At 49.9% G+C, this 23,732-nt stretch carries 15 protein-coding genes; 5 read left to right on the top strand and 10 right to left on the bottom strand.

Annotated features, from left to right (window positions below):
* Nucleotide 1: 1 nt before the first annotated feature.
* The gene (locus ACEW9O_RS15455; protein WP_373551076.1) at nucleotides 2-412 is read left to right on the top strand and encodes an FdtA/QdtA family cupin domain-containing protein; all 411 of its coding nucleotides are present in this window, start codon (nucleotides 2-4) and stop codon (nucleotides 410-412) included.
* Between the two features lie 41 nt (nucleotides 413-453).
* Here the strand turns inward: ACEW9O_RS15455 and ACEW9O_RS15450 are convergent, their stop codons facing one another.
* Both ACEW9O_RS15450 and ACEW9O_RS15445 read right to left on the bottom strand, forming a co-directional pair.
* A complete protein-coding gene (locus ACEW9O_RS15450) occupies nucleotides 454-3,147 on the bottom strand; it encodes an ABC transporter permease (protein WP_373551075.1) in 2,694 nt (897 codons plus the stop codon).
* Nucleotides 3,144-3,488 carry a PadR family transcriptional regulator gene (locus ACEW9O_RS15445; RefSeq protein WP_373551074.1) on the bottom strand — a complete coding sequence of 115 codons (345 nt, stop codon included), beginning with the start codon at nucleotides 3,486-3,488 and terminating at the stop codon, nucleotides 3,144-3,146. The genes ACEW9O_RS15450 and ACEW9O_RS15445 overlap by 4 nt, the downstream gene beginning before the upstream one ends.
* A 209-nt stretch (nucleotides 3,489-3,697) precedes the next feature.
* Between ACEW9O_RS15445 and ACEW9O_RS15440 the strand changes: the two genes are divergently transcribed.
* Nucleotides 3,698-4,456, top strand: a complete 759-nt coding sequence (locus ACEW9O_RS15440) for a hypothetical protein (RefSeq protein ID WP_373551073.1) — start codon at nucleotides 3,698-3,700, stop codon at nucleotides 4,454-4,456.
* Nucleotides 4,457-4,628: 172 nt separating this feature from the next.
* On the opposite strand, the gene ACEW9O_RS15435 is transcribed toward ACEW9O_RS15440, so the two are convergent.
* The 6 genes from ACEW9O_RS15435 to ACEW9O_RS15410 all read right to left on the bottom strand — a co-directional run bounded on the left by ACEW9O_RS15435 (nucleotide 4,629) and on the right by ACEW9O_RS15410 (nucleotide 17,888).
* Entirely contained in the window at nucleotides 4,629-6,959 is a 2,331-nt protein-coding gene (locus tag ACEW9O_RS15435; protein ID WP_373551072.1) for an FAD-dependent oxidoreductase, read from the bottom strand.
* Nucleotides 6,960-7,013: 54 nt separating this feature from the next.
* Nucleotides 7,014-8,717: a sodium:solute symporter family protein gene (locus ACEW9O_RS15430; protein WP_373551071.1), complete on the bottom strand. Its 1,704-nt coding sequence runs from the start codon at nucleotides 8,715-8,717 to the stop codon at nucleotides 7,014-7,016.
* 146 nt (nucleotides 8,718-8,863) lie between these two features.
* Nucleotides 8,864-11,371 carry a glycerophosphoryl diester phosphodiesterase gene (locus tag ACEW9O_RS15425; RefSeq protein WP_373551070.1) on the bottom strand — a complete coding sequence of 836 codons (2,508 nt, stop codon included), beginning with the start codon at nucleotides 11,369-11,371 and terminating at the stop codon, nucleotides 8,864-8,866.
* Between the two features lie 20 nt (nucleotides 11,372-11,391).
* The gene (locus ACEW9O_RS15420) at nucleotides 11,392-13,299 is read right to left on the bottom strand and encodes a hypothetical protein (RefSeq protein WP_373551069.1); all 1,908 of its coding nucleotides are present in this window, start codon (nucleotides 13,297-13,299) and stop codon (nucleotides 11,392-11,394) included.
* Between the two features lie 61 nt (nucleotides 13,300-13,360).
* Entirely contained in the window at nucleotides 13,361-14,848 is a 1,488-nt protein-coding gene (locus ACEW9O_RS15415) for a RagB/SusD family nutrient uptake outer membrane protein (RefSeq protein ID WP_373551068.1), read from the bottom strand.
* Between the two features lie 22 nt (nucleotides 14,849-14,870).
* Nucleotides 14,871-17,888 (bottom strand): SusC/RagA family TonB-linked outer membrane protein, encoded by a 3,018-nt coding sequence (locus tag ACEW9O_RS15410; protein WP_373551067.1) that lies wholly within the window; start codon nucleotides 17,886-17,888, stop codon nucleotides 14,871-14,873.
* 302 nt (nucleotides 17,889-18,190) lie between these two features.
* Here ACEW9O_RS15410 and ACEW9O_RS15405 point away from each other — a divergent pair, with 302 nt between their 5' ends.
* On the top strand, nucleotides 18,191-19,285 hold the full coding sequence (locus tag ACEW9O_RS15405; RefSeq protein ID WP_373551066.1) for a LacI family DNA-binding transcriptional regulator: 1,095 nt from the start codon (nucleotides 18,191-18,193) through the stop codon (nucleotides 19,283-19,285).
* A gap of 71 nt (nucleotides 19,286-19,356) precedes the next feature.
* Nucleotides 19,357-20,133 (top strand): Fpg/Nei family DNA glycosylase, encoded by a 777-nt coding sequence (locus ACEW9O_RS15400; RefSeq protein ID WP_373551065.1) that lies wholly within the window; start codon nucleotides 19,357-19,359, stop codon nucleotides 20,131-20,133.
* Between the two features lie 141 nt (nucleotides 20,134-20,274).
* Here ACEW9O_RS15400 and ACEW9O_RS15395 read toward each other — a convergent pair whose 3' ends face one another.
* Both ACEW9O_RS15395 and ACEW9O_RS15390 read right to left on the bottom strand, forming a co-directional pair.
* On the bottom strand, nucleotides 20,275-21,804 hold the full coding sequence (locus ACEW9O_RS15395) for an aldehyde dehydrogenase family protein (protein WP_373551064.1): 1,530 nt from the start codon (nucleotides 21,802-21,804) through the stop codon (nucleotides 20,275-20,277).
* 290 nt (nucleotides 21,805-22,094) lie between these two features.
* On the bottom strand, nucleotides 22,095-22,541 hold the full coding sequence (locus ACEW9O_RS15390; protein ID WP_373551063.1) for a GatB/YqeY domain-containing protein: 447 nt from the start codon (nucleotides 22,539-22,541) through the stop codon (nucleotides 22,095-22,097).
* A 188-nt stretch (nucleotides 22,542-22,729) separates the two neighbouring features.
* Between ACEW9O_RS15390 and ACEW9O_RS15385 the strand changes: the two genes are divergently transcribed.
* The gene (locus ACEW9O_RS15385; protein ID WP_373551062.1) at nucleotides 22,730-23,719 is read left to right on the top strand and encodes an ABC transporter ATP-binding protein; all 990 of its coding nucleotides are present in this window, start codon (nucleotides 22,730-22,732) and stop codon (nucleotides 23,717-23,719) included.
* Nucleotides 23,720-23,732: the final 13 nt, after the last annotated feature.

The following is a 23,732-nucleotide window of genomic DNA, read 5'->3' as shown; positions in this document are numbered from 1 at the left end:
AATGAGCAACACCGAACCACAATTGATCCAATTCCACACCCATGGTGAATCAGCCATTGGATATTTGGCTGTGGCGCAAATCCAGCAGGACATTCCTTTTGTGGTCAAACGTTTGTTTTGGACTTATTTCACACCCCAAAGCGTGATCCGGGGTCGGCACGCCCACCATGCCACCTCGATGGTATTGATTGCGGTGCATGGCCGGATCGAGGTACACACCGAGATGCTCAACGGACAAAAAAACAGTTTTTTATTGGATCGACCCGACGTAGGGGTATGGATGCCCCCGCTCACCTGGCATACCATGCAATACAGCCACGATGCGGTGCAGCTGGTGCTGACGGATACGGAGTATGTGGCAACGGATTACATTCGGAGTTATGAGGAGTTTGTGGGGTTGAGGGGAAGATGATTTTGGTACCCTCCCCTCAAGTGATTTTTTCTCTGGTAAGACTATTCCGACTTTAAACTCTCAACTGGATTCCTGATGGCTGCTTTCAAACTCTGAAAACTCACCGTCAACAGGGCAATCCCCACGGCCATGACTCCGGCCAGGGCGAATACCCACCATTCCAGGTTGACCCGATAGGCAAAATTCTTCAGCCATAGCTGGGTGGCCCACCAAGCCAGCGGGCTGGCAATGACAATGGCCAAAACGACCAATTGCACAAAATCTCGGGAAAGCAGCAAAACGATGCTGCTGATGCTGGCCCCCAGTACCTTGCGTACCCCAATTTCCTTGGTGCGTTGCTCAGCGGTAAAGGTGGCAAGGCCAAGTAGGCCCAGACAAGAAATCAGGATGGCAATGGCCGCTGCAGTATTGACCAAGGTGCTGATTTTTTGTTCCCCACGGTATAAGTTCGCAATGGCATCATCCAAAAAAGTATACTCAAATTTGTCGTCAGGATATACAGCCTGCCAGGCTTTTTGAATTTTGTCCAACACAACTTTCGCCTCACCCATGCTTTGTCCCGCGGTATTGAGCTTCACACCCAGGTTTTTGGACATGCCGGGGATGTAGGCGATAAAAGTGGGCCGGATGGGGGCGCGTAAGGAGTTCTCGTGGAAATCGGCTACCACCCCAACCACCGGGTAATCGCGGCCATTGAGGTTGAGTAATTGGCCTAGCGCTTGGGCGTCCTCTTTAAAACCCATACTTTTGACCAGACTTTGGTTGATCACCAGTTCAGTGAGGGTATCGCTGGGGCGGTAATTCCGACCCGCTACCAGTTTGAGCTGGTACAGGGGGATAAAATTGGCGTCGCCCATTTTGCCCGACACTTCCAGTTCTTTTTCTTCTTCACGCTTGTATTTGAGGTTGGTCAGGGAGTACCACTCGCTCAACGGCGCTGACCACTGCATGGCTACTTGTTTTACGCCCGCGATTTGTCGAACTTTTTCGGCCAATACCAAACTTTTGTCATCGTGTTTGGTATTGATCATGATGACCTGATCGGCAGAAAAACCCAAATCTTTGTTGCGCATAAAATTCAGCTGGCGGCCCACCATGAGCGTGCCAATGATAAAAATGAGCGACACGGTAAACTGGAAAACGATCAAACCCTTGCGCAGGTAACTCCTGGAGGATCCCGCCAGGGCAGTCGCTCCTTTGAGCACAAGTGCAGGCCGATAAGCTGATAAAATCATCGCTGGATAAAAGCCCGCCAAAAATACGGTCAGCAGTGTGATGCCTAACAAGTAGAACATTACTGTTGGGTTAAAAAGGGTAAAATGCACTCCTGCGGGAATGAATGACCTTAGGCTTTGCAAAATGGGATTGGCGACCAGCAATGCCAGTAACATCGAAAGACTGGTTAAAATCAAAGTTTCACTCATGAACTGCCCGATCAAACTACCCCGACTACTGCCCAATACCTTGCGCATACCCACCTCCCGCGAGCGCCTGGTCGCCTGCGCGGTAGACAAATTGATGAAGTTGATCGCAGCGATGATCAGGATAAACAGAGCTACTCCTGCTAAGCCGTACAAAGTGGGCAAATGAGCCTTTCGGGAATAATTGTCCATAAAGGCAGGGTTGAAATGTAGATCGGAAATGGGCTGCAATTGTAGGTTGACCACAAAGTCGCCCGTTCCTGCTTTGGGGCCAAAATGGCGTTGGGAAAAGGTTTTTAATTGGGCGTTCAGTTTGGCCTCATCACTCGCTTTGGACCGTTTTACAAACACCTGAGAAGATGACCAAATGTCGTTCCATTCATCCAGGTTGATTTCCCGTTTCAAAAAACTGGCCCGGATGCTGGCTGCGGAAACAAAATCGGTAAAACCCAAATCCGTGTGTTGAGCCCAAGGCTTGATGATGCCACTCAGCGTAGCCCGGACGGAATCGCGGTAAACCAACTCGCGGCCCAGGAAGGAATTGAGGTCGCCTTCTCCAAAGTACAGGCGGGCTTTGGGTTCAGTCAACACCACGCGGTAAGGTTCACTCAGTGCGGAACTGGGATCACCAGCCAACCATTCGTAGCTGAAAATGTCAAAGTACTCCTGCTCCGCCAGGACGATTTGAGCGGGGTCTTTGTCCATGTTGCGGCCAGGGAAAGTTTTGGAATCTTGTCCTGCACGGGGCACCACCACCGCCGATTCCAGGTTGTGGAAAGTAGCCACAACCTCCAAGTCCACGAGCTCTTCCCGCAAGGCAGCCGGAACGGCGCGTGGCACAAAACCGATGGGGTTAAAGGTGCCCTCCTTGCCAAATTTCGCTTGCCCCACCACGCGATAGATGCGCTCCTGATCGGGGTGGAAACGATCAAAACTGAGCTCAAAATGGATGATCACGCCCAATACCAAACAGGCACTGATGCCCAGAGTAAGGCCGAGGAGATTGATGGCGGCGGTAGCCTTGTGGTTCCAAAGGTTGCGCCAGGCAATTTTAAATTGATTTTGTAACATAGCCGGATGAAATAAGGATGATTTTGGATAAGGGTTCGGTTTGCGTTTGAGGGCAAAGGGTTTGAGGAAGCTTAGTACGGCCCAAACGTACTGTTGCCGGGCACTGCGCAGTCCAAAGAGCTGTACCTGCCGCTGGAACCGTTCGTACAAATCCCCCTGAATTTCTTCGAGCAGGTGTGGCGCACAAAAAAACTCCAACAGCCAGTCTGCCCAGCTGGGTGGTTGAGGAAGTTTTGTACTCATAGCTCGAAGGCAATTGAAGGCAAGGAATTGGGCGGAATGGAACCCCAAAGGCGCTCACGTACCGAACGGATTTCGTGCAGAATTTGACTACCCTGGGCGGTGACCGAAAATAGGCGTTTGCGGCGGCCTCCACGTTCGGCAGTGGCGTCGCCCATGTAAGAACTCAACATGCCTTTTTCTTCCAGGCGCTGCAAAGCGGCATGCACCGCACTGAGGCTGACGCTGCGCCCCGATTGCTCATCGAGCTCATTGGTGATGGATACACCATAAGCACCCTCGCCCAACACGGCAACGGTGAGTAATACTATTTCTTCAAATTCTCCCAGGTAGGTTCTGCGCATGGCTTTGTGATTATATCAACTTTTGTAGAACAAATGGTATGCCAAAAAGATAAACGATTGTTTTTGAAGAAAGTAGAGATTGAAAAGGCTTTACTTGTGACCGGATGTGGACAGTTGGGTGTGCGGGAGTGGACGGGATAATTGTTAAAAAGTTCAAAAATTGGATTGTAGTTTTTAAATTGTTATATTGCTTTTAAATCTGGTGTTCAATGGAAAATAAGCATATTTTCAACTCCTATGGGTTCAATCTTGCCCTAGCCATTTTGTTGTTGAACGATTTTATCTTGAAGGATATTTATGGCAGTTGGTTGACAGGCAAACTGTCTGACTTTGCTGGATTGTTTGTCTTTTCGCTGTTTTTTATTGCCGTTTTCCCCAAGTACAGGCAAGTTGTGCTTTATGCTACGGGAATTTTGTTCATTTTTTGGAAATCACCTTTTTCGCAGCCGATCATAAATTTTTGGAATCACCTCTCCATTTTCAGCATTCATCGTGTTGTTGATTATACTGATTTTTTTGCATTGTTGATGTTGCCCCTCGCTGGATTATTTTCCAAAATAGTCCCGAAAGCACCCGAGCTCAAGTTTAATCCCATTTTGCCTATGTTGGTGGCGTGCTTTGCTTTTGTGGCGACGAGTCGAGGTAAAGATTTTGGGTTTAAGGTTGAAAAAATATACACATATTCACTCTCTAAAGACACTCTAATTGCCCGCATGAATAGTAGACTTGATTCACTTAATCATGTTTTGAGGCTCGATTCTCTTGGTGAACATTCAGGTAAGGTTTATTTTTTCATTCCTTTAGATTTTTATGGGGAGCCAATTCTTGAGATTTCAGTTCAAGAAAGGAGTGCAAGTGAAACGGAAGTGGAGCTGATTGGCATAGATCTTTCACGGCTAATAGAAGAAAAGGATCAAAAAGCATTAATCGAAGAAGTTGAGCAAAAAATTCTTAATAGACTGAACTAAAAATGTGGGAGCAAAATGATTAGTAAAACTTGAATTCAAAGGTCAAACAATACCTCCATCATCAACTCATTTTACACCCAACTCAGCTATAAGTGTATTAAAAAGACCAGTTATAGCCAAAATGAACCTTCATTTTGGCTATAACTATACAATTACGAGTTTTCTAGCCACATCACCCTCCATAACACCTTACCTCCAACAAAGCAGCAGGCACCAACGCTGATGGATGCTCCAGCTCAATCCGCAACATCTTTGTATGTACCGTCTCTTCGAAATCAATCCTCCGCTGACTCTGGTGATTGTCCACAATCTCCGCTACCAACTCCTCCCGATCGTTCCACACCCGTACCCGTTTTACACAAAAAGGCATTTCATTTTCCGGGTGTGCCATCAAGACTGTTTCCATGGGATGGTCAAAATCGGTGTCAAAATGCAGCACCAGTTGCCGGATGTTTTGAGGTTCCTCCCAACTTAAGTGCAAGCTAGGGTGTTCGTCAGCAGGATCAGCTACCCAGGCATTCGGCTGCTTCGTGGGGCGTTGAACACCATTGCGAATGTTTTCAGCAGCAAAGGCAGTTAGTGCAGGTGTAAATTTTAAGGCCAGGTTTTTACCCGCCGGGCGGCGTTGGGGGCACCAAAATTCGAAGGCATCTACCCCAATGTCTTCCAAGGGTTTCTGTTTGCCGTAATTGGAAACGGCTTTATTGATGGCGTTGAACACCGTCAAAATGCCCGTGATGCGTTGTGGCGAAAACTGCAATTTGACCTGCTCATTTTTCAAAATGGTTATAAAGCCATAAGTCTGCAGTTGCGCAGCAGGGCTATTTTTGGCCAAAAGTGGATGTTCATTCAAGATAAAACTGAGCGGTACGCAGTTGCGCCCCGGCTGTAGATTTACAACCTGTTTTGCCAAAATGACATCGGGGGTATGATTGTCCATTTTGCTGGATACACGTAGTTCGATCTCCAGTTCCGTAGCCGCATCGGCATATGGATGAATGACAAATTGGAGTGGGGCCTGGCTTGTGCCAAATTGTAGGGGTACCATTTGTGCCAGGGAAAAAGGCATTGGCTCTGCTTCGCCAGCAGGCAAAAGTTCGGCCAATTGCAACTCGCTGCTGGCGGAAATGCGGGCGCCTTGCACCAAATCGAGCGGGTCCTGCAAACGCAGGTTTGGAATGTGTTGCCCGCTTTTGAGCAGTTCCCGCTGCAACAATTGAATGAATTCTGGTTTCGCCAAATCACGGGGCAACAACCCGTGTTCTGCACACAATTTAGCTGCCATCCCCACCGCCTGCCCACCGTGTGCGCTCGTGGCCATCACCCGGGAAGAGCCAAACGCCACGTGACTGGCCGAAATGATCCGCCCGGCAATGAATAGGTTCTGGATGTTGCGCGAGTAAAAGCAGCGGTAAGGAATGCCATAAATCCCCTTGCTGTGCCATTGATTGCAACTGGAGAGTTCTTTTTCCGAAAAAACGCCGTCGGCAGGATGTAAGTCGATCGACCAGCCGCCAAAAGCTACGTCATCGTAATGCGCACGTTGCTCGACGATGTCTTGCTGGATCAGCATGTAATCGCCCTCAAAACGCCGGCTTTCCCTTTTGCCGGGAATATGGCCAACCCATTCAAGGGTCAGGTTTTCAGCTTCCGGGAACAGGCCCGAGTTTTTGATGTAATTCCAAACGCCATACACCACTTTCCAAAGTTCCCATTTGATGGTTTCGGTGTCGTGCACAGTGTCCAGTCGGCCTCCATATTCGATCCACCAGAGTTTACAGCCAAAGTCCTGGGTATTGAAGGAGCGAAACTTGGGTACTTTTTGGGTGACATCGTGTGCAAAACTCGGTGCCACAAATTTGACGGGTTTGCCTACGTCTTTGGAGTAAAAATAAAGGCTGTGCCCCAGCAACTCACCGTAGGCTTTGGAAGGCGCGAATTTTTCCCCAAACTCCTCCTGCGCCTCCGCCCCCATGCGGAAAGCCGCCCCGGCCAGAAAACCCACAATGCCATCGCCCGAAGCGTCGCAAAACAAAGGTGCGACTAATTCATAACGGGTGGAATTTTGGGCGCAAAAGGCATATACTTTGGAAATCGTATCTGCATCCGCTTTTTTCAAATCGTATACAGCGGTGTTGAGCAGCAAGGTAATGTTGGGCTCACTTACCACTTTTTCCAATAAAATGGTGTCAAAAATGAGCGGATTGCTGTCAGGGTTGCGGTACATGTTTTCTACCAATAACTCGTCCAAAACGCCCCCTTCCCTGGCCCAGCGGTTGTTGTTGCCCATGTGGGAGGTAGCGCCCAATACCCACAAACGCACTTCGCTGGAAGAGTTGCCGCCCAGTACTGGCCGATCACTCACCAGGGTTACCCGAATGCCTCCACGTGCCGCCGTAATGGCGGAACACAAGCCGGACAAACCACCACCCACCACCACCAGTTCACTGTTCAGGGTGATGTTTTTGGGGTTTCTTTTATCGCTTGCTGCTGCTTTTATCATGATCTTAAGTGTAGAAAATTACTTTAATGGGAAGGTTTCACTTTTGACAGTGCGTTAAGTATGGCTATTGGCCTCAATTTGAATCTTCCGCGCTGCCTGCCAGGGAATGATCGCCCCCAACAAAATCACCATCGAAATAATCCGGGTCACCAGCCCTCCTGAGCTGGTCAAAAAACTCAAAATGAGTAGAATAATGGCCACAAAGACCAGGGCACCAGCAATCACCTGCATGCCATAGCGGTTTTGCTTTTTGATTTCCAATGCCTCGGCAGGCGATTCAGCCAGTGCATTCGCAGTACGTTTGGCTTTGGTTTCGAGGTATTGCAAGTATTCTGGTGCAATTTTCCCTTTAGCCCGAGCGTAGAGTTCGTAGGCTAAGAGCAATAGTAGCGGCAGGCCAATGCCCACAATTGTCTCAACACTCCGGGTAAGTTTGAAGTGGAGCAACATCGGGGCAAGGATTTTGAAGAACAAATTGACAGAAAGACCAATCAGCGTGATCCAAAAAGTGGTGCGCCCATTGAGTCGTTTGGAAAACAAAGCCCAGAGTGGCGGAGCCAACAAGGGTCCACCCGAAATAGCTGAAATACTCAGCACCACTTCCACAATTCCTCCCGCCGCTGGCACCAACAGAGCAATGCCGATCATCCCTAGGCCAAAACCCCAAGAGGACAGCCGTGCCACCCGAATCAACTGCCGATCCGAAGCCGTCGGGTTGATGAAGCCACGATAAACATCATTGGTGAATACCGCCGATACGACATTCAAAGTTGTATTCGCGCTGGCCGAAGTAGAGAAATACATGCCGGTCAGCATCAAGCCCAACAAACCAGGAGGCAGTACCAATTGGCAAATTTTCAAATAAGCGTTTTCGGTATCCAAGCCCACCAAATCAGGATTAATCGCCCGGTAAATCATAGGCGGCAGCATCCAGATCACAGGGCTAACGAGGTACAAGGCTGCGAATAAAAAGGCAACCTTACGCGCCGATTGAGGGCTGTCCACACTGGTGTAGCGCTGCACAAAAGTCCAGTTGCCCCCGATTTGAGCGATGTGGAAAAAAATGAAAGCCAGGATAAACCCGAGGGTATATTCACCATTCAGTAGGTTGAAAAAGTCGTCAGGAACTTTTTGAGTAAAGGCCTCAAATCCGCCCACCTTGCCTAAGGACAGTGGTAGCAAAATGAAGACCGCCGCCGACAAAATCACAAACTGCAAAATATCGGTGACCATCACCGCCCAAAGGCCCCCCACCGCGGTGTAGGCGATCATAAAAATGCCCAGTACTATGGTGCATTCAAAGAGTGGGAAACCCAGGGAAACACTTACTAATTTCGCGACAGGATACAAAACCGAACCTTTGATGAACAAGGAAACGAGGGTAAATATCCCGATGTAAATTTTTTGTACCCCTTCACCCAAACGCTCCCGGATGAATTCCGCCGCAGTGAGGTTGCCCGTAGCCCGCCAACGCGGTGACAGAAACAACCCAGTTACAATGGCTCCCAGGCACATCGTCCACTGAATGGTCACCGCCACCCAACCATGTTTGTAAGCAATGGAACCCCATGCTACAAAAGTACCCGCCGAAAAGAAAGACATAAACAGCGACAAACCACCAATGAACCAGGGCACTGCTTCACCGCCGGCAAAAAAGGATTTGAGGTTGCGGCCGGTGCGGGCAAACAGTAAGCCAATGCCCAACACAAAGGCAGAGAAGATAAAAATGACGGCGGTATCGATGTAGGCGTTCAACATGTGCTTGTTTTGGTAAATGTTGTTTCGTCCTTAGGTGTGTCTTTAGTGCCTTAGGTTTCTTAGGTGGTGAAATAGTTTTTTTACCATCTAAGAAACCTAAGGCACTAAAGACACACCTAAGGAAGGATACATAAAAATAAAACCATTCAAGGTGTGATCGTCAGGATTTCAAAGCCCAGCGCTGGTAGCTGCTTGGCCTTTGCCGCAGCGCCCTTGATGCTGATTTGAAAATCCGTAGCCTGCGCTCGGTTGTTCATCAAAATCACAAAGACTTTGTCTTTTTTCTCGGTAGTCGCCAGTAAGTAATCAATCGCCGGGTGGTCGATTTTGACCAGGTTTTCATCCACAATCAGCCGCGCTTTTTGCCCATTGACGGTGCCAGGCGCAAAACCATATGCTTGGTGCGGCCCCACTTTTGGGGTTACAAACCCCCGAGGGAAACGCACTTGCCCATTCGAGCGCAATTCCGCTTCAGCCATCAGGTAGTCGGTCAACCAGCCAATTTGCCACCAGGCGTGGTGTGGATATGGCCCGGCACCCCGGTTCATCGCGTTCCAGTAATAAGAAGCGACACTGGTTTTGGCGTCCACAAAAGCATCGCGGCCCCAGGCACCCGCCCGCGCGAGATCAGCGAAGATGGGTTCTTTGGTAAGCTGGTACATGCGGATGAATAAACCCGCGTGGCTGCACAATTGAATCGGGCCGTGGATATTGGAAGAACCAAAAATCCCACCGTGTTCAAAACTGAGTCCATACTGGGCAATCTCCCAGTCCTGTCGCTCCACCCCATTCACGGTTTTAGCAGCAGTAGTAGGAATAGGGTGGGTGAAAATGGAAGTAGTGTATATCTTGGCTGCGCTGATGGCCGCAGACTTATATTTCACTTGTTGGGTCAGGTCAAAAAGGTCGAGAAAAGCTTGGGCGGTCTGAGCCGTGGCAAAATCGGGGGCGTAACGCGCATCCCCACATACACCCAGGTAGCTCCCCTTGGCTACTGCAGCCTGCAACAACCAATCAGCTCCCTTTTGCGCGGCAAGCAGGTACCGCTGGTCTTTCAAAATGCGGTAAGCCACAATCAAACCATAAAAAGTAGCCCGCAAATCCTTGATGTCTTTGTACAATTCGGCTTCATTCTTGCGGTCGTAGGCTACGGCCCAACTGCCATCGGCTTTTTGGTTTTTCAACAACCACTCTGCCCCAGCGCGTAGGCGCGCTTTCAATTCGCTGTTATTGGGTTCAAAAAGCAGGATATTGCCGATGTCGAGCATGGTGTAGTAGGTCACCGCGATGGGTTCGACCACTTCACCCCACTCTTCTACGAATTTTTTGCTTTTGGCCAGGTAGTATTGCCCAGCGAGTGAACCGTTGAAAAAACCGGGCTCGCTGATTTGTTGTACAAATTTGAAATTGAGCGCGTAAGGCAGTACATTTTTGGTCAGCAAAGTGTCTTGCGTCGCATTCGCCAACATCCACATGGCCCCGTAATCGGAGTTTTTCATGGCGTCCTTATTCGAACCCACTACGCCGCCGAGGTAGGATTGTGCCCCAATTTTTCGCCCCTGAAATTCCTCAACGTTCCATAGCGAAGTTTGTGGATCGGTCAGGTAGTGGTGCATTTGTTGGATGCGACTGGTTAGGGATTGTTTGCTTTGGCGCAGCGCCAGGGCAGATTTGAGTTGGTACACATCGTAGGCCGCGTGTTTGATGGCCTGAAACCAATCACCAGTGCCGAGGTGATAGCGCGAGGTGTAGGTGATTTCTTCGCCAGCTTTCAGCAAAGACTTGGGCTCGCCCAAAACGGGAAAGTACAAGGTAGGCGACAACTGCGCTTTGCGGTTTTTGTGCGAAAGGCCAATGTTCCAGTCGTGGAGCGTGTTTTTGTCTTTGGCCCAAGGATCGCGGCACAGGCTCGGGTCGGCAATCAGGGCCAGGGTCAGTCCAGTTTTGGTGCTGACCAGCGGTGCCAGCGTACTAGCCGAACGCTCGCGATAAACCACCGGCAAGGCAGGAACACCATGCCCATAAGCGTAGGACAAGGCAAAGTTGGGTTGAATGTAATTTCCATGAAAATAGCCCGGCACCGAGGCCCAGGCCAGGTTACTTTCGCTGATGTTGGCCAAACACGGCGTAGCTAAAGAGTAGTAGCCATCTTTTTTTACTTTGAGGGTTTGAGTCAGGAGGATGTCGTTGGGAAACTTGGGGTCAAAACGCCATTCGGCTACCAAGGTGCCCAGTTCGGTTGATTGCTCAAAACGCAGTTGATTCGGGGCGATTTGCTGCCCTTTTTGTGCAAAAAAATGCAGTGCCTGTCCGGCGGTGTTGAGGGAAACCGGGTTGATGCTTTCCGCCCAAATTTTTTGTTGATAATGGTAAAGATCTTCGGGGAATTTTTGCCCAATGATGCTTTTGAAGGTTGAGTCGGGGTCGGTTTTGGGTTTTTCGGCACTGTACAGTAAAGTGTGTTCTCCTGAGGGCTGCTCCAGATTGACCCAGGTCTGGCCTTTTTTAACGGTGATGGTTTTGATGCGCCAGCCCGATCCGCTGTTTTCCCAACGCAGGCGCAGGTTGGCATTGGCCAGGTTGAGGACCTGCGGCGTTTGCGCTGCGAGGCTCAGAATTATACTGCTGAACAAAAAAGAGAATAAAAATTTCATGTCTAATGCTTTTTGTTTGCCTACGGTGCCTTTATGTTGATGCTGGCTTTTTGGGCAAATCCCAAAGAACCATAGCTAACTTGTAAGGCGCGTCCAGTACTGGGCACTTTGTAGTTGGCCCTAAAAATGCCAGTATTTTCGCCCGTCTCTGTCACTTCAAAGGCAATTGCGGGTTTTTGATCTAGTTTTACCCAAACCTTCCCTTTTTCTACCTGATCCCAATCCAGGTTCAAAGCAGCTTTTAGTTCAATGGTCACGGTTTCAGCAACTTTGGCTTGGGTAAGGACTGCGCCACGGGTATTCAAAATTTTGACATGCTGGCTGCCCAAAGTAGAAAAAGTCAGCGTGGCCATCCAACCCCGATTGGACACACACCAACCTTCGGTGGCGTAGGCGTCTTTGCCAATCTGATCCTGAGGTTCTTGTCCAGCAGCGGCAGTCACTTTTTGTTGAAAATCCTTGTCCAAAGGTGAGCCATCCAGGGTGCCCCGCACCTTGCCCAATTGCCCGTAACCGTTGGGGTGCGCTCCGGGCCAACCATTCTCGACGCCAGCCCAATACCCACCAATATCTAGCCGATCTTGGCTTTTGTTGCTCAAGTGTGCGCCGATGGGATTGACGCCAAAAACAAAATCCACCTGGGCCCAGCCAATGTCGCGGAGTCGTGGATTTTTCAACAAGTGCGCCACAGCAAATAGAGAGCCACCCAATGCCGGAGCCCCACCCAATTCTTTGGTTTTGGGGTGCGCCCATTCCGTTTCGCTGTGTACGCGGTATTTCCAGAAATTGTTTGTTTTTTGCTGCATGTGGATGGCCCATGCGCTCAGTTTTTCACGTGTTCCGTTGGGAGCTTGATCGGGTGCCAATAGCAGGAAATAGGCGAGGGCTTGGGGCGTAATGTGCTCGGCATTGCGGATCCACCACATGTGGCGCGGGTTGTTAAAGTCCCAGTTTTGGATGATGTCCAGGGCGCTTTCATGGGCCCATTTCAGGTATTTGGCAGACTGGCCATCCGCCTCATTTTTTTCACAATAGTACATGAATAAATTGCGGAAAACCGACTGCCCAAAGGCATTGCCCATTTCGTTGAATTCCTGAAAACCAAAGTCGACCCATTTGGTGCTGTACGTCCAGTAGCGGTTTTCCCGGTGGCGCTCGTAGGCCAGCCATTTTTCGTTGCAAACCTTGCGGTAAAGCAGGTACTTTTCGCGAGATAGGTATGGTTTTAAAAAATCGTGGTAAGCTGCACAAACCACTGCCAGTTGATCCAGGTGGTTCCAATAATCGTACTGCATTCGCGGCTGGCCCTCGTAACCCAGGCTGCCGTGCCGATTGGCCACCGGGCCCTGGTAGGCGACATGGTTATAGGCAAATTCGGCGTGCCAAAGGATCAGGTCAATGAGGTCAGGTACATTGTTGTCCCCCAATTCCGTTTTCCAGCGGTCAAATAGCGCCGGATTCGAGGCGTAGTAGAGGCATTCAAAAATGGTTTCGAGCCCATACGCGCCGCCGTCGCGCGAGGGGCCGCCGCCGTAGATTTTACTCAAATCCGCTATCGAGGCATCTTCAGAACCCCGCACATCGATGAAAAAATCGTAGGCGAGTTTAGTAGAAATTTTTTCCATCAAATGGTCGGCAATCCAAAAAGGAACTGATTGGCCGTGCCCGGTTACGTCGATGTAAAATTCATTTTTGGCAATGGGGTTAAAGGTGCTGAACCAGCCCTCCTGATTCAGTATTTCGCCTTCAAATTCAACTTGTTTGCTGGTGTTGTTGAGGATTTTAAATTTGGTGCCGTCTTTGGCACCTACACAAACGAACCGTTTGGCTTCACCCAGGTTGTATCCCGCTTGATTGACCAAGGGTTTGTTTTGGGCGAAGGCGACCATGCCAACTAGCAGAAAAATCAAGGTATGAATTGCGTTCATCAGGTAAAAAAAAGCCCCGGTAAAACATTGCCGTGTTTTACCGGGGACATGAAGGTTGTATTTATTTCCAATCTGGATTCTGCTCGATTTTCGGGTTGGCATTCAACTCATCCAAGGGGATGGGGAAATACCGGTGCTTGGCTAGTGGAGTACGTACAGGATATACGTTGTTCACCGCTTTAGGTACAACAGTAAGGAATGTGTTGGTACGGGTAAGGTCGTACCAGCGGTCTCCTTCAGCAAAAAACTCCCAGGCGCGCTCTTGAATTACCGCATCAATAAATGCCTCTTTGCTCAAACCTGGCGTGAGGTCACTCAAACCGGCTCGTTTGCGGATTGGATTGACAAAACCATACGCGGCAGCGCTTGCACCGTTTAAGCGGGCTTCTGCTTCTGCGGCGATCAAGTACATGTCGGGCAAACGGAGGATGGGAATGTTGGAGATCAAACCTGTGACAGAAATCGGATCCTGGTATTTTTTGATCAAAACTGCTTTGGGGGTAATGGGCGTAATGCTGCGCTGAGGAACCGTAACCCCGCTGCGGTTGACATAAGTGGTATCCAACAACTGGCGGCGTTTGTCGCTTGGATCAAAAGAATCAAAAAAAGTTTGATACGCAAACATTGATCCAAAAGAAGTGCGGGAATAATCTGCGCCCGCACTACCTGGAGGGCCACAAAGGCTGGTCAACTGATGGCTACGACCCGGAGAAATGGGGGCAGATTCATAAGCCCACATGTTTTCAATCCGGGCGGCGTCTTCCTTGTCGTAGCGGTACACATCGCGTACATCGGCCATCAGGCTGTATTTGCCAGAGCTGATTACTTCCTGGGCTTTTTGCGAGGCTTTGGCCCAATCTTCATTGTACAAAGCAGCTTTGGCGTACAGGGCATTGACTACCTCTTTAGAAGGGCGGCCTTTTTCCACGGCGGGATAAGAAGGCAAACCTGCCGCAAGGGCCAAGTCCAGGTCAGCATAAATTTGTTTGTACACATCTGCTTTGAGGCTTTTAGCCACGATACCTTCCGCCTCCGAAGTACTCGGCGCGGTTTTAATGACCACATCTCTAAAGTTTTTGGTCAGGTTCCAGTGGTAAAAAGCCCTCAGAAAATAGGCTTCGCCGATGATCTGATTTTTACGCGTAGCGTCCATCACCGCGTCAGGTACTTTGGCAATGACCCAGTTGGCTTTTTCGATGCCATCGTAGCAGGATTGCCAGATTTGCTGCGGTGATTCGTTGATTCGGCCAGCGGTGCGTTGGGTGGTGTAGTTGTCATCGTAAGCAAAAATGGTCAGGGTATTGCGACCTACTACTGCCCGAGGGTAGCATTGGTCGGCGCTAAAGTCTGATACAATGGTCAGTGCTGGCCCTGAGCCCATGTCGCCGATGGGATCGTACACCGCGACCAGCCCTTTTTCGGCATCCGATGCAGTTTTGTAAAAAGCTTCGGTATAAATGGAGGAATAAATGGTTTCCTCCAGTTCGCAGGACGTGTTCAGCAGGCAAAAAGCCAAACCTAGTCCGATGAATTGATATGGTGCTCGCATGTTTTTTACTTTTAAAAAATCCTTAAAAATTCACTTGTAGGCCGCCGATGAAGGAACGCGCCTGAGGATACACGAGGTTGTCGATGCCAATTACGGTATTGGAACCTGCGAAAGTGTTGACTTCAGGATCAAAACCAGAGTAATCGGTGATGGTGATCAGGTTGTTTCCACTCACGTACAAACGGATGTTTTGGACCCCTTTTATGCCTTTGAGGGTATACCCCAGTGTGATGTTTTTGCAGCGGACATAAGAGCCATCCTCTAGCGCATAGTCAGTTACGGGCAAACGGCCACCTTGAGCAGCACTTACATACTGGTTACTGGGGTTGGTTGGCGACCAGCGGTTCACCACTCCTTCATATAGGTTGCGTTGCCCCAACGGGTTTTCAAAAGACAAGCGGCTGACATTGTAAATGTCGTTGCCTTGGGTGCCGGACCAGAAGGTACTGAAATCAAACCCCAGAAAAGACAGATTGGTGGAAAAACCAAAGATGACATCCGGGTTGGGGTTGCCAACGATGATTTGGTCAGCTGCGCTGATGGCACCGTCGCCATTGATGTCTTTGACCTTGTGGCCACCCAAACGACCATCGTAACCAGGTAGGATGGTTTCACCAGATTGGTTGACCCCATCAAACACGAAGGTTTTGATCAAACCCAAAGGCTCACCTACTTTCAGAACGGTGTAAGAAGTCACAAAACGCTCCAGGGTCGTCCCGCCATCCAGGTCGAGTACTTTGTTGCGGTTGATGGTGGCGTTGGCAGCTACAGTCCATTTTACTGCGCCGTCGCTGAGGCGGGCATTGGCCATGAGTTCAAGACCCTTGTTTTCCATGGAAGCAAAGTTGCCCGTGATGCTGGTGTAGCCAGAGCTCAAGGGCAGGGTTTTGATGTACAACAGGTCTTCAGTTGTTTTGTGGTATACCTCGGCCTGGAGGCTAAAGCGATCTTTGAAGAAGGCCAAATCAACGGCCAAGGTGGCTTGTTTGGATTTTTCCCAACGCAGCGCCGGGTTGGCAATCCCGGTAGGGTTGATCCCGGTCACGTAGGCATTGTTGAAAACATAATCGCTACCCACCGAAGCCACGGTACTCAGCGATTGGTAAGGCGAAATACCGCCAGCATTACCCGTGATGCCATAGCCGCCACGGATTCTGAAATCGGAAATCCACTTCACATTGTCCATAAAAGGCTCCTGGATGACCCTCCAGGATGCGGATGCGGCGGGGAAAAAGCCGTACTTGTTTTCGGCACCAAAACGGCTGGAACCATCCACCCGAGCCACTACGTCAACGAAGTATTTGTCCTTAAACCCGTAGTTGATCCGGCCCATGTAGGAGTCTAGGCGTTGTTTGCTGCGGCCGCTGCTCACCGTGCGATTGAGCGCCAATTGCAGTGCTTCGTTTTGGGTAGCGTCGTTGGGGAAGCCAGAAGCGCTAATAGAATTACTGTTGCTCAGGTCGGATTGGGTGGCAAAAACGCCAGTGAATTTCAGGGTTTGATTTTCACCCAATCTCTGTGCATAAGTTAAAATACTTTCGTGCAAAAGCCCGGTAAAGCTGGAGTTCGATTTGGAACCAGAGCCTGAGTTGTCATTCAAGTCCCGTACAGCCACATTCGAACGAGGCGAGTAACGGTCATTCAGGTTGTTTTGCAAATCGATGTTGAAAGAAGCCCGATAGGTCAGGTTTTTCAAAATCTCTACTTCGCCGTAGAAGTTGGCCAAAGTGCGGCGCAGATCGGTACGGTTCAGGGTTTGGGCAAAGCCCAAGGGGTTGGCTACTTCGCGGTAGCGCCCATCTGCCTGCTCGCCAAAAGGAAAGATCGAGCCATCGGCACGATAGGGTTGCAAGACGGGCGGCGCACCAATGGCAGCGCCCAGGATACTGCCCGTTACTACCCCGCCGTCGCCCACGCTAGTAGAGCCCGTGGTGATCCCGGAGTTGATAGAGTAGCTGCCCAAAATGCTGGTTCCCACCTTGAATTTTTTGCTAATGCGGTGATCCAGGTTGGTACGGAAGGAGTAGCGCTTGAAGTTGGAATTGATCATGATCCCATCCTGGTTGAAGTAGTTGAGCGAAACCGCCAGTTGGGTTTTCTCATTGCCACCGTTGATGGACAACTGGTGGTTTTGGATGGGCGCTTCCCGAAAGATGAGGCCCTGCCAGTCGACTCCTTCGCCCAGCGCGGCAGGGTCACTGTAATAGTTGTTTTTAAAAACCTCATTTTCTACTTGAGCAAACTCAGTCGCGTTGAGTACGGGCAGCGTTTTGAGCACTTTCTGAATGCCGTAGTAGCTGTCGAAAGTCACGCGGGTTGCCCCAGCTTTACCCCGTTTGGTGGTGATCAAAACTACCCCGTTGGCCGCGCGTGAACCATAAATGGCTGAAGCTCCAGCGTCTTTAAGGATTTCAATGCTCTCGATGTCGCTCGGGTTGATCGTCGACAAAGGGCTGATGTCGTTGATACCCCCACCGTTGGATACCTGAATCCCGTCCACTACATAGAGGGGTTCGGAGGTTCCGTTGATGGAGTTGGTACCCCGAATGCGTACACTGACGTTGCCACCGGGTGCCCCCGAGTTTTGAGTGACCTGGATCCCCGAGGCTCGCGCCTGGATGCCTTGCGCCACGTTGACCACGGGCGTTTGCATGAGGTCGGAGGCTTTGATGGATACGATGGAACCCGTAGTGCTCGATTTGCGCTGGGTACCGTAGCCGACTACCACAACTTCATTGAGGGCCTCTACATCCAGACCGAGCACAACATCAATGAGTGTGCGGTTGTTGACCGAAACCTCCTGGGTGAGGTACCCGGTGTAAGAAATAACCAGTGTGGCTTGCGGTGAAACGCCTTCCAGTTGGTAGGTGCCATCGAGTTCAGAGACAGTTCCACTAGTGGTGCCTTTTATAGCGATACTGGCACCAACTAGCATTTCTCCGCTGGAATCGGATATCTTTCCGCGTAGGGAGAGATTTTGGGCTTGGGCACTGGTCAACAGACCAAAAAACACAAGCAATATTTGTAATTTGCCTGACATAGGTAGAAAGGTTAAAGTCGGTGATAAGTGATTTTTTAAAACCAATTTTTTAGGTTCAAAAAACCTAGTGAGCCGATTTTTTTTCCGAAAATAAAGTCAATGTCAAAATAATCAACTGTATAGAATAGGCGAATCGGGACAAAACCTATCGGGAAGGTTCTCGAAACGGGTAGCGATAGCGAGATTTCGGTAAAAAAAATTAGCCAAATGTGTACCTTCTCTTTTTTTTAGGAGTTCAGTCCAGAGGTATGATCAAATGTAAAAAGTGTAATCAGGTCGAGTTTATCCAAAAATCGGGCATCATGCGGGGGAAGCAACGCTACTACTGCAAGTCCTGTGATTACCATTTTACAATTGGTGATGAAAATACACCACAAGAACCCAAGCGCCACCACGAAGTCACCATTATGGACATTGCCCGACAGTTGGGCATTTCTAAGTCTACTGTCTCGCGGGCACTACGCGGGCACACGGACATACACGAGGGTACCCGCCAGATGATTTTGGATTTGGCCAAAGAGCTGGACTACGAGCCGAACCCGCTCGCCAATGCCCTCCTCAAACGCCGCACCAACATCATCGGAATGCTGGTGCCCGAGTTTCGGCATTATTTTTTTCCCACCATCATCATGGGGGCACAAGCCGTGCTCTCGAAGGCTGGTTACAACCTGATGATTTTTCAATCCGACGAGTCTTACGAAACGGAGGTTGCCAATGTAAAAGCCCTGCTGCGCAGTCGGGTGGACGGGCTGCTGGTTTCTATCACTGGCAAAACCGAGAATTTTGACCATTTCCGCACCGTACTGCAAAAGGAAGTCCCAGTGGTGTTTTTCAACCGGGTATGCCCCGAACTGGACACGCCTCAAGTCATCATCGACGACTATTCCGGTGCTTTCCAAGCGGTGGAACACTTGATCGAACAAGGCTACCGGCGCATTGCGCACCTGGCCGGGCCAAGTATCTTACAAATCGCCCGGCTGCGGATGCAAGGCTATGTGGATGCCCTGCAAAAACATGGGCTGCCCATGGACGAAAGTTTGATCGTCTACCATGACTTGACTGAGGAGAATGCCCGGCTTTGTGCTCGGCATTTGTTGGATTTGCCGCAGCCTCCCGAAGCCATATTTGCGGTCAATGACCCCTCTGCGCTGGAGGTACTGCTGTTGGCAAAAAAACGGGGCATTAAAGTCCCTCAGGATTTGGGCATTGTAGGTTTCAGCAATGATCCGGTTTCGGCGATTATTGAACCTTCCTTGTCCACGGTGGAGCAGCCAGTATGGGAAATTGGCGAGCAATCGGCACAGTTGTTGCTGGAGCAGTTGGAACAGCCGAGGTTGGAGACGAAGGTGTTGAAGACGAGGTTGATTGTGAGGGATTCGTCGCGGAGGAGGGGCTGAGCGAAATAAGTATACACACTTTTTTAACCATTTCCACCAAAGCTTGTTTAGCATCCAAAATCCAAGTACTCATGCCCGAACTCCCCGAAGTCAACACCTTCCAGCGCTACTTCGACGCCAGTGCCCTGCACCAACGCATCCAGCGCGTTGACGTACACGACGATAAAATCATTCGGAACATGGATGGGGCGCAGTTTGCCGAGCGGCTGCAAGGGCGCAGCTTCACGGGCTCATACCGCCGGGGAAAATACCTCTTTGGGAGTTTGGACAACGGCCACCACGTCTTGCTGCACTTCGGCATGACGGGCGACATCAAATATTACGAAGACCCCCTGGATCGACCCAAATACGAACGTTTTGCCTTTGTATTCGACAATGGCTTTCAACTGGGTTTTGATGATCCCCGCAAGTTTGCCCGCATCCTGTACCTGGAAGATTTGCAGGCTTACATCGACTCCCTTCCACTTGGCGAAGATGCCCTGCGCATTTCCGAAGCCGATTTTTTGGACTTGATCAACGCCAAAAAAGGCCAACTCAAAGCCTTTTTGCTCAATCAACAATACTTGTCTGGTGTCGGGAATTTATACGCCGATGAGCTGTGCTACCAAACCCGGATTCACCCGGCGGCACGCATTGAAGACCTATCCCAAGAGGAGAAAAAACTGCTCTTCCACACCCTGCAAAAGATCCTGAACTACGCGGTAGAACGCCGAGCCTATTACAAAGACTACCCCGAAGATTGGCTCTGGCAATGGCGGGTAGAAGGTTTTGTGCCCGCCGATGGCAAGGGTGTGGTGAAGAAAGGGACGATTGCGGGAAGAACGACGTATTTTTTGAGTGAAAAGTGAATAGTGAAAAGTGAAAAGCAGGTACACCAATTGTTTTTTAACTGTTGTATGCAGTTTTATTGCCTAAAAGTTTGGATGGCAAAGGGAGGTGCATTTTTTTCACTTTTCACTTTTCACTTTTCACTTTTCACTTTTCACTCATTATAGCTCAAATTTAATCCCCTGCGCCAGTGGCAGCTGCGTGCTGTAATTGATCGTATTCGTCTGTCGGCGCATGTAAGCTTTCCAGGAGTCGGAACCACTTTCGCGGCCGCCGCCCGTTTCTTTTTCTCCACCAAAAGCGCCGCCAATTTCTGCGCCGCTGGTGCCGATGTTGACGTTGGCGATGCCGCAGTCGGAACCGGAGCTGGAGAGGAAAAGTTCGGCTTCGCGCAAGTTGTTGGTCATGATCGCCGAAGAAAGTCCTTGTGGAACTTCGTTTTGGATGGCGATGCCCTCTTCCAAATCGGAGTACTTGAGCAGGTAAAGGATCGGGGCAAAGGTTTCGTGGTGTACGATGGCAGCATTGTGCTTGATTTCAGCCACACATGGCTTGACATAACAGCCACTTTCATAGCCGGGGCCGTCCAATACGCCGCCTTGCACCAACATACTGCCACCCTCTGCCTCAATTTGTTCCAGCGCTTTATTGTAATTGCGTACCGCCGCCTGATCGATTAGCGGACCAACGTGGTTGTTTTGATCCAAGGGGTCGCCGATGCGCAATTGGGTGTAGGCCTTGGCCAATGCTTGGCGCACGGTATCGTAAATGCTCTCGTGTACAATCAAACGGCGGGTGCTGGTACAGCGTTGGCCTGCGGTACCTACTGCCCCGAATAAGGCGCCTGTCAAGACAATTTTTAAATCAGAACTTGGCGTCACGATGATGGCGTTGTTGCCGCCCAATTCCAGGATACTACGCCCCATGCGCGCGGCTACCATTGCCCCAACGGTGCGGCCCATGCGTGTGCTACCCGTGGCAGAGATGAGTGGAACTCGCTTGTCCTGGGTCATGTATTCGCCTACGCGGTAGTCGCCATTGACGATGCAAGAAACACCCTCGGGTACATTGTTGCTGCGCAGGACTTCGTGCAGGATATTCTGGCAGGCTACAGCACAAAGCGGTGTTTTTTCTGAAGCTTTCCAAATGCAGGTGTCGCCACAAACCATGGCGATCATGGCATTCCAAGACCAAACTGCAACCGGAAAATTGAAAGCAGAAATGATGCCCACCACCCCCATCGGGTGCCATTGCTCGTACATGCGGTGACCGGGGCGCTCGGAGTGCATGCTCAATCCGTACAACTGGCGAGAAAGCCCTACGGCAAAGTCGCAGATGTCGATCATTTCCTGGACTTCACCCAGGCCTTCTTGCAGGCTTTTGCCCATTTCATAGGAGACCAGTTTGCCCAATGCATCCTTGTTTTTGCGGAGCGCTTCACCGTATTGGCGGACTACTTCACCCCGCTTGGGGGCAGGAACACTGCGCCAGGCCTGGAAGGCTTCCTGGGCTTTGACTACGGTGAGGTCGTATTCTTTGCGGCTGGTCGTACTGACACTGGCAATGTAAGTGCCATCGACGGGCGAGTAGGAGTCGAGGTACACCTGAGAGAGATTGGAGGACTCCAATCCGGTGCTGGTTCCGTGGTTTTTTTCCTGTAAACCGAGCACTTGTAAAAAATCTTTGTTCATTGGTTAAGGCTTTAAACACGAGTCATCCCGAATTTTTGGGAAAATGAACCGCGAAAGCGGTTGAATTTTGAATAGCCCCGGTCGTCCGGGGTTATTTCAGTAGCAAAAGGTTTCGCAACCGCGGATGCGGTTGAATTTTATGCTCTATTGAGTTCAACCACTGCCGTGGTTGCAACCAATTTGGCCCTACTATTAACCCCGGACGACCGGGGCTATTCAAAATTCAATCGCTCCACGATTAGATTTTAGCCCGATTTTGGCTTTTCAAAAATTCGGGATGACTCACGTTTTTATTTCAAGAGCTGCTTCACAACCTCTGACACCAAACGTCCATCAGCTTTACCCGCCAATTGTTTGGTGGCTGCACCCATCACTTTACCCATGTCTTTGGGCGAGCTGGCACCTACTTCGGCGATGATGCCTTGCAGGATGACGGTCAGTTCTTCAGCGTTGAGTTGTTTGGGCAAAAACTTTTCGATGACGTCTAATTCTTCCTGTTCTTTTTTGGCCAAATCATTGCGGTTTTGCTCCACAAAAATGGTCAAGGAATCGCGGCGTTGTTTGGCCATTTTTTGCAAAATCTGGATCTCGCGCTCTTCGTTTATCTCCGTGCCAGATCCATCGGTTTTGGCCAACAAAATTTGGGCTTTGATCTCACGCAAGCCCCGTTTGGCGGCTTCGTCTCTGGCCTTCATTGCCTCTTTCAGGGCTTCGTTGATCCGATCTTCTAAGGTCATTTTAATGATTGTTTAATGATTAGACTTTTTGTTCATAAAGTCTATTGTAATTGGAAGACAAACAAGCAAATGGAATGGTTTAGTTCCAAGCCGCAAAGGTACGGGATCAAGTCTCAAAACAAAAAGAGAATTCGAGATAATGCTTAACTTTCCGGCGCATTGAACGTTTTACCCAAAAAATCATCTTGTTGAGCACACCATTGTTTGAACTCCGCCACATCAGTAAGGCTTATCAGCAGGATCAGCCGGTTGTTGATCAACTCAGTCTGGACTTGCAGGCGGGAGAGATCTTCGGCTTATTGGGCGAAAGTGGAGCGGGCAAAAGTACCCTTTTACAATTGGCCGCGAACCTGATCAATCCCGATGCGGGTGAGGTATGGCTGGAGGGTGAAAAACTGACCTTGCCCAGCGATTTGCTCATTCCGGGGCATCCCGACATCAAAATTGTACACCAGGATTATCAACTTTCTGCTGCGCTTTCGGTGCGGGAAAACATCCGTTACGCGCTGCGGTACTACGAAAAAAATTACCGCGATGCCCGCATTGAGGAGTTGTTGGAATTGTGCCAATTGCAGGAAGTGGCCGAACGCCCGACTAAGCTGCTTTCTGGAGGTGAAAAGCAGCGCACCGCCATTGCCCGAGCACTGGCTGAAGAGGCGCGAGTTTTATTGTTGGACGAACCCTTTGCGAACCTGGATTTACCAAACAATCGCCGCCTGGCAGAAACCATCCGCAATTCGGTGGCGCAGACTGGGGCCGCCTGTATTTTTGTAACCCATCATGCTACAGATGCTTTGGGATTGTCGCAGCGGATGGGTATTTTGCAGCAAGGAAGTTTGATCCAGATGGGCACGCCGCAAGAAATTTACCATCAACCGTGCAACGCCTATGTAGCGGGTTTAACCGGAGAGGCCAATCTTCTGGAGCAAAAACTGGTCGTTCAGTATTTCGGCATGCAGAATTGGCAAGTTTTACCCGATGATCGGGTGCTCATTCGTCCGGAATATTTGAAAGTACAAACAATCCCATGTGCTGGTTCCCTGGAAGCCGAAGTACGCTGGAGTGTATTTGAAGGGAGTCGTTATCGGGTTGGTGTACATTTAGGAGCAATCGATTTGATTGTTTATAGTGATAAAATGGTAGTAGAAAAGCAAAAAGTGTGTATTGAGTTGACTTAAACTGCTTGATCAA

The sequence above is a fragment of the Haliscomenobacter sp. genome (assembly GCF_041740695.1).
In the GTDB taxonomy this organism is placed as follows: Bacteria; Bacteroidota; Bacteroidia; order Chitinophagales; family Saprospiraceae; genus Haliscomenobacter.
This window is presented reverse-complemented; position numbering and strand designations above follow the sequence as displayed.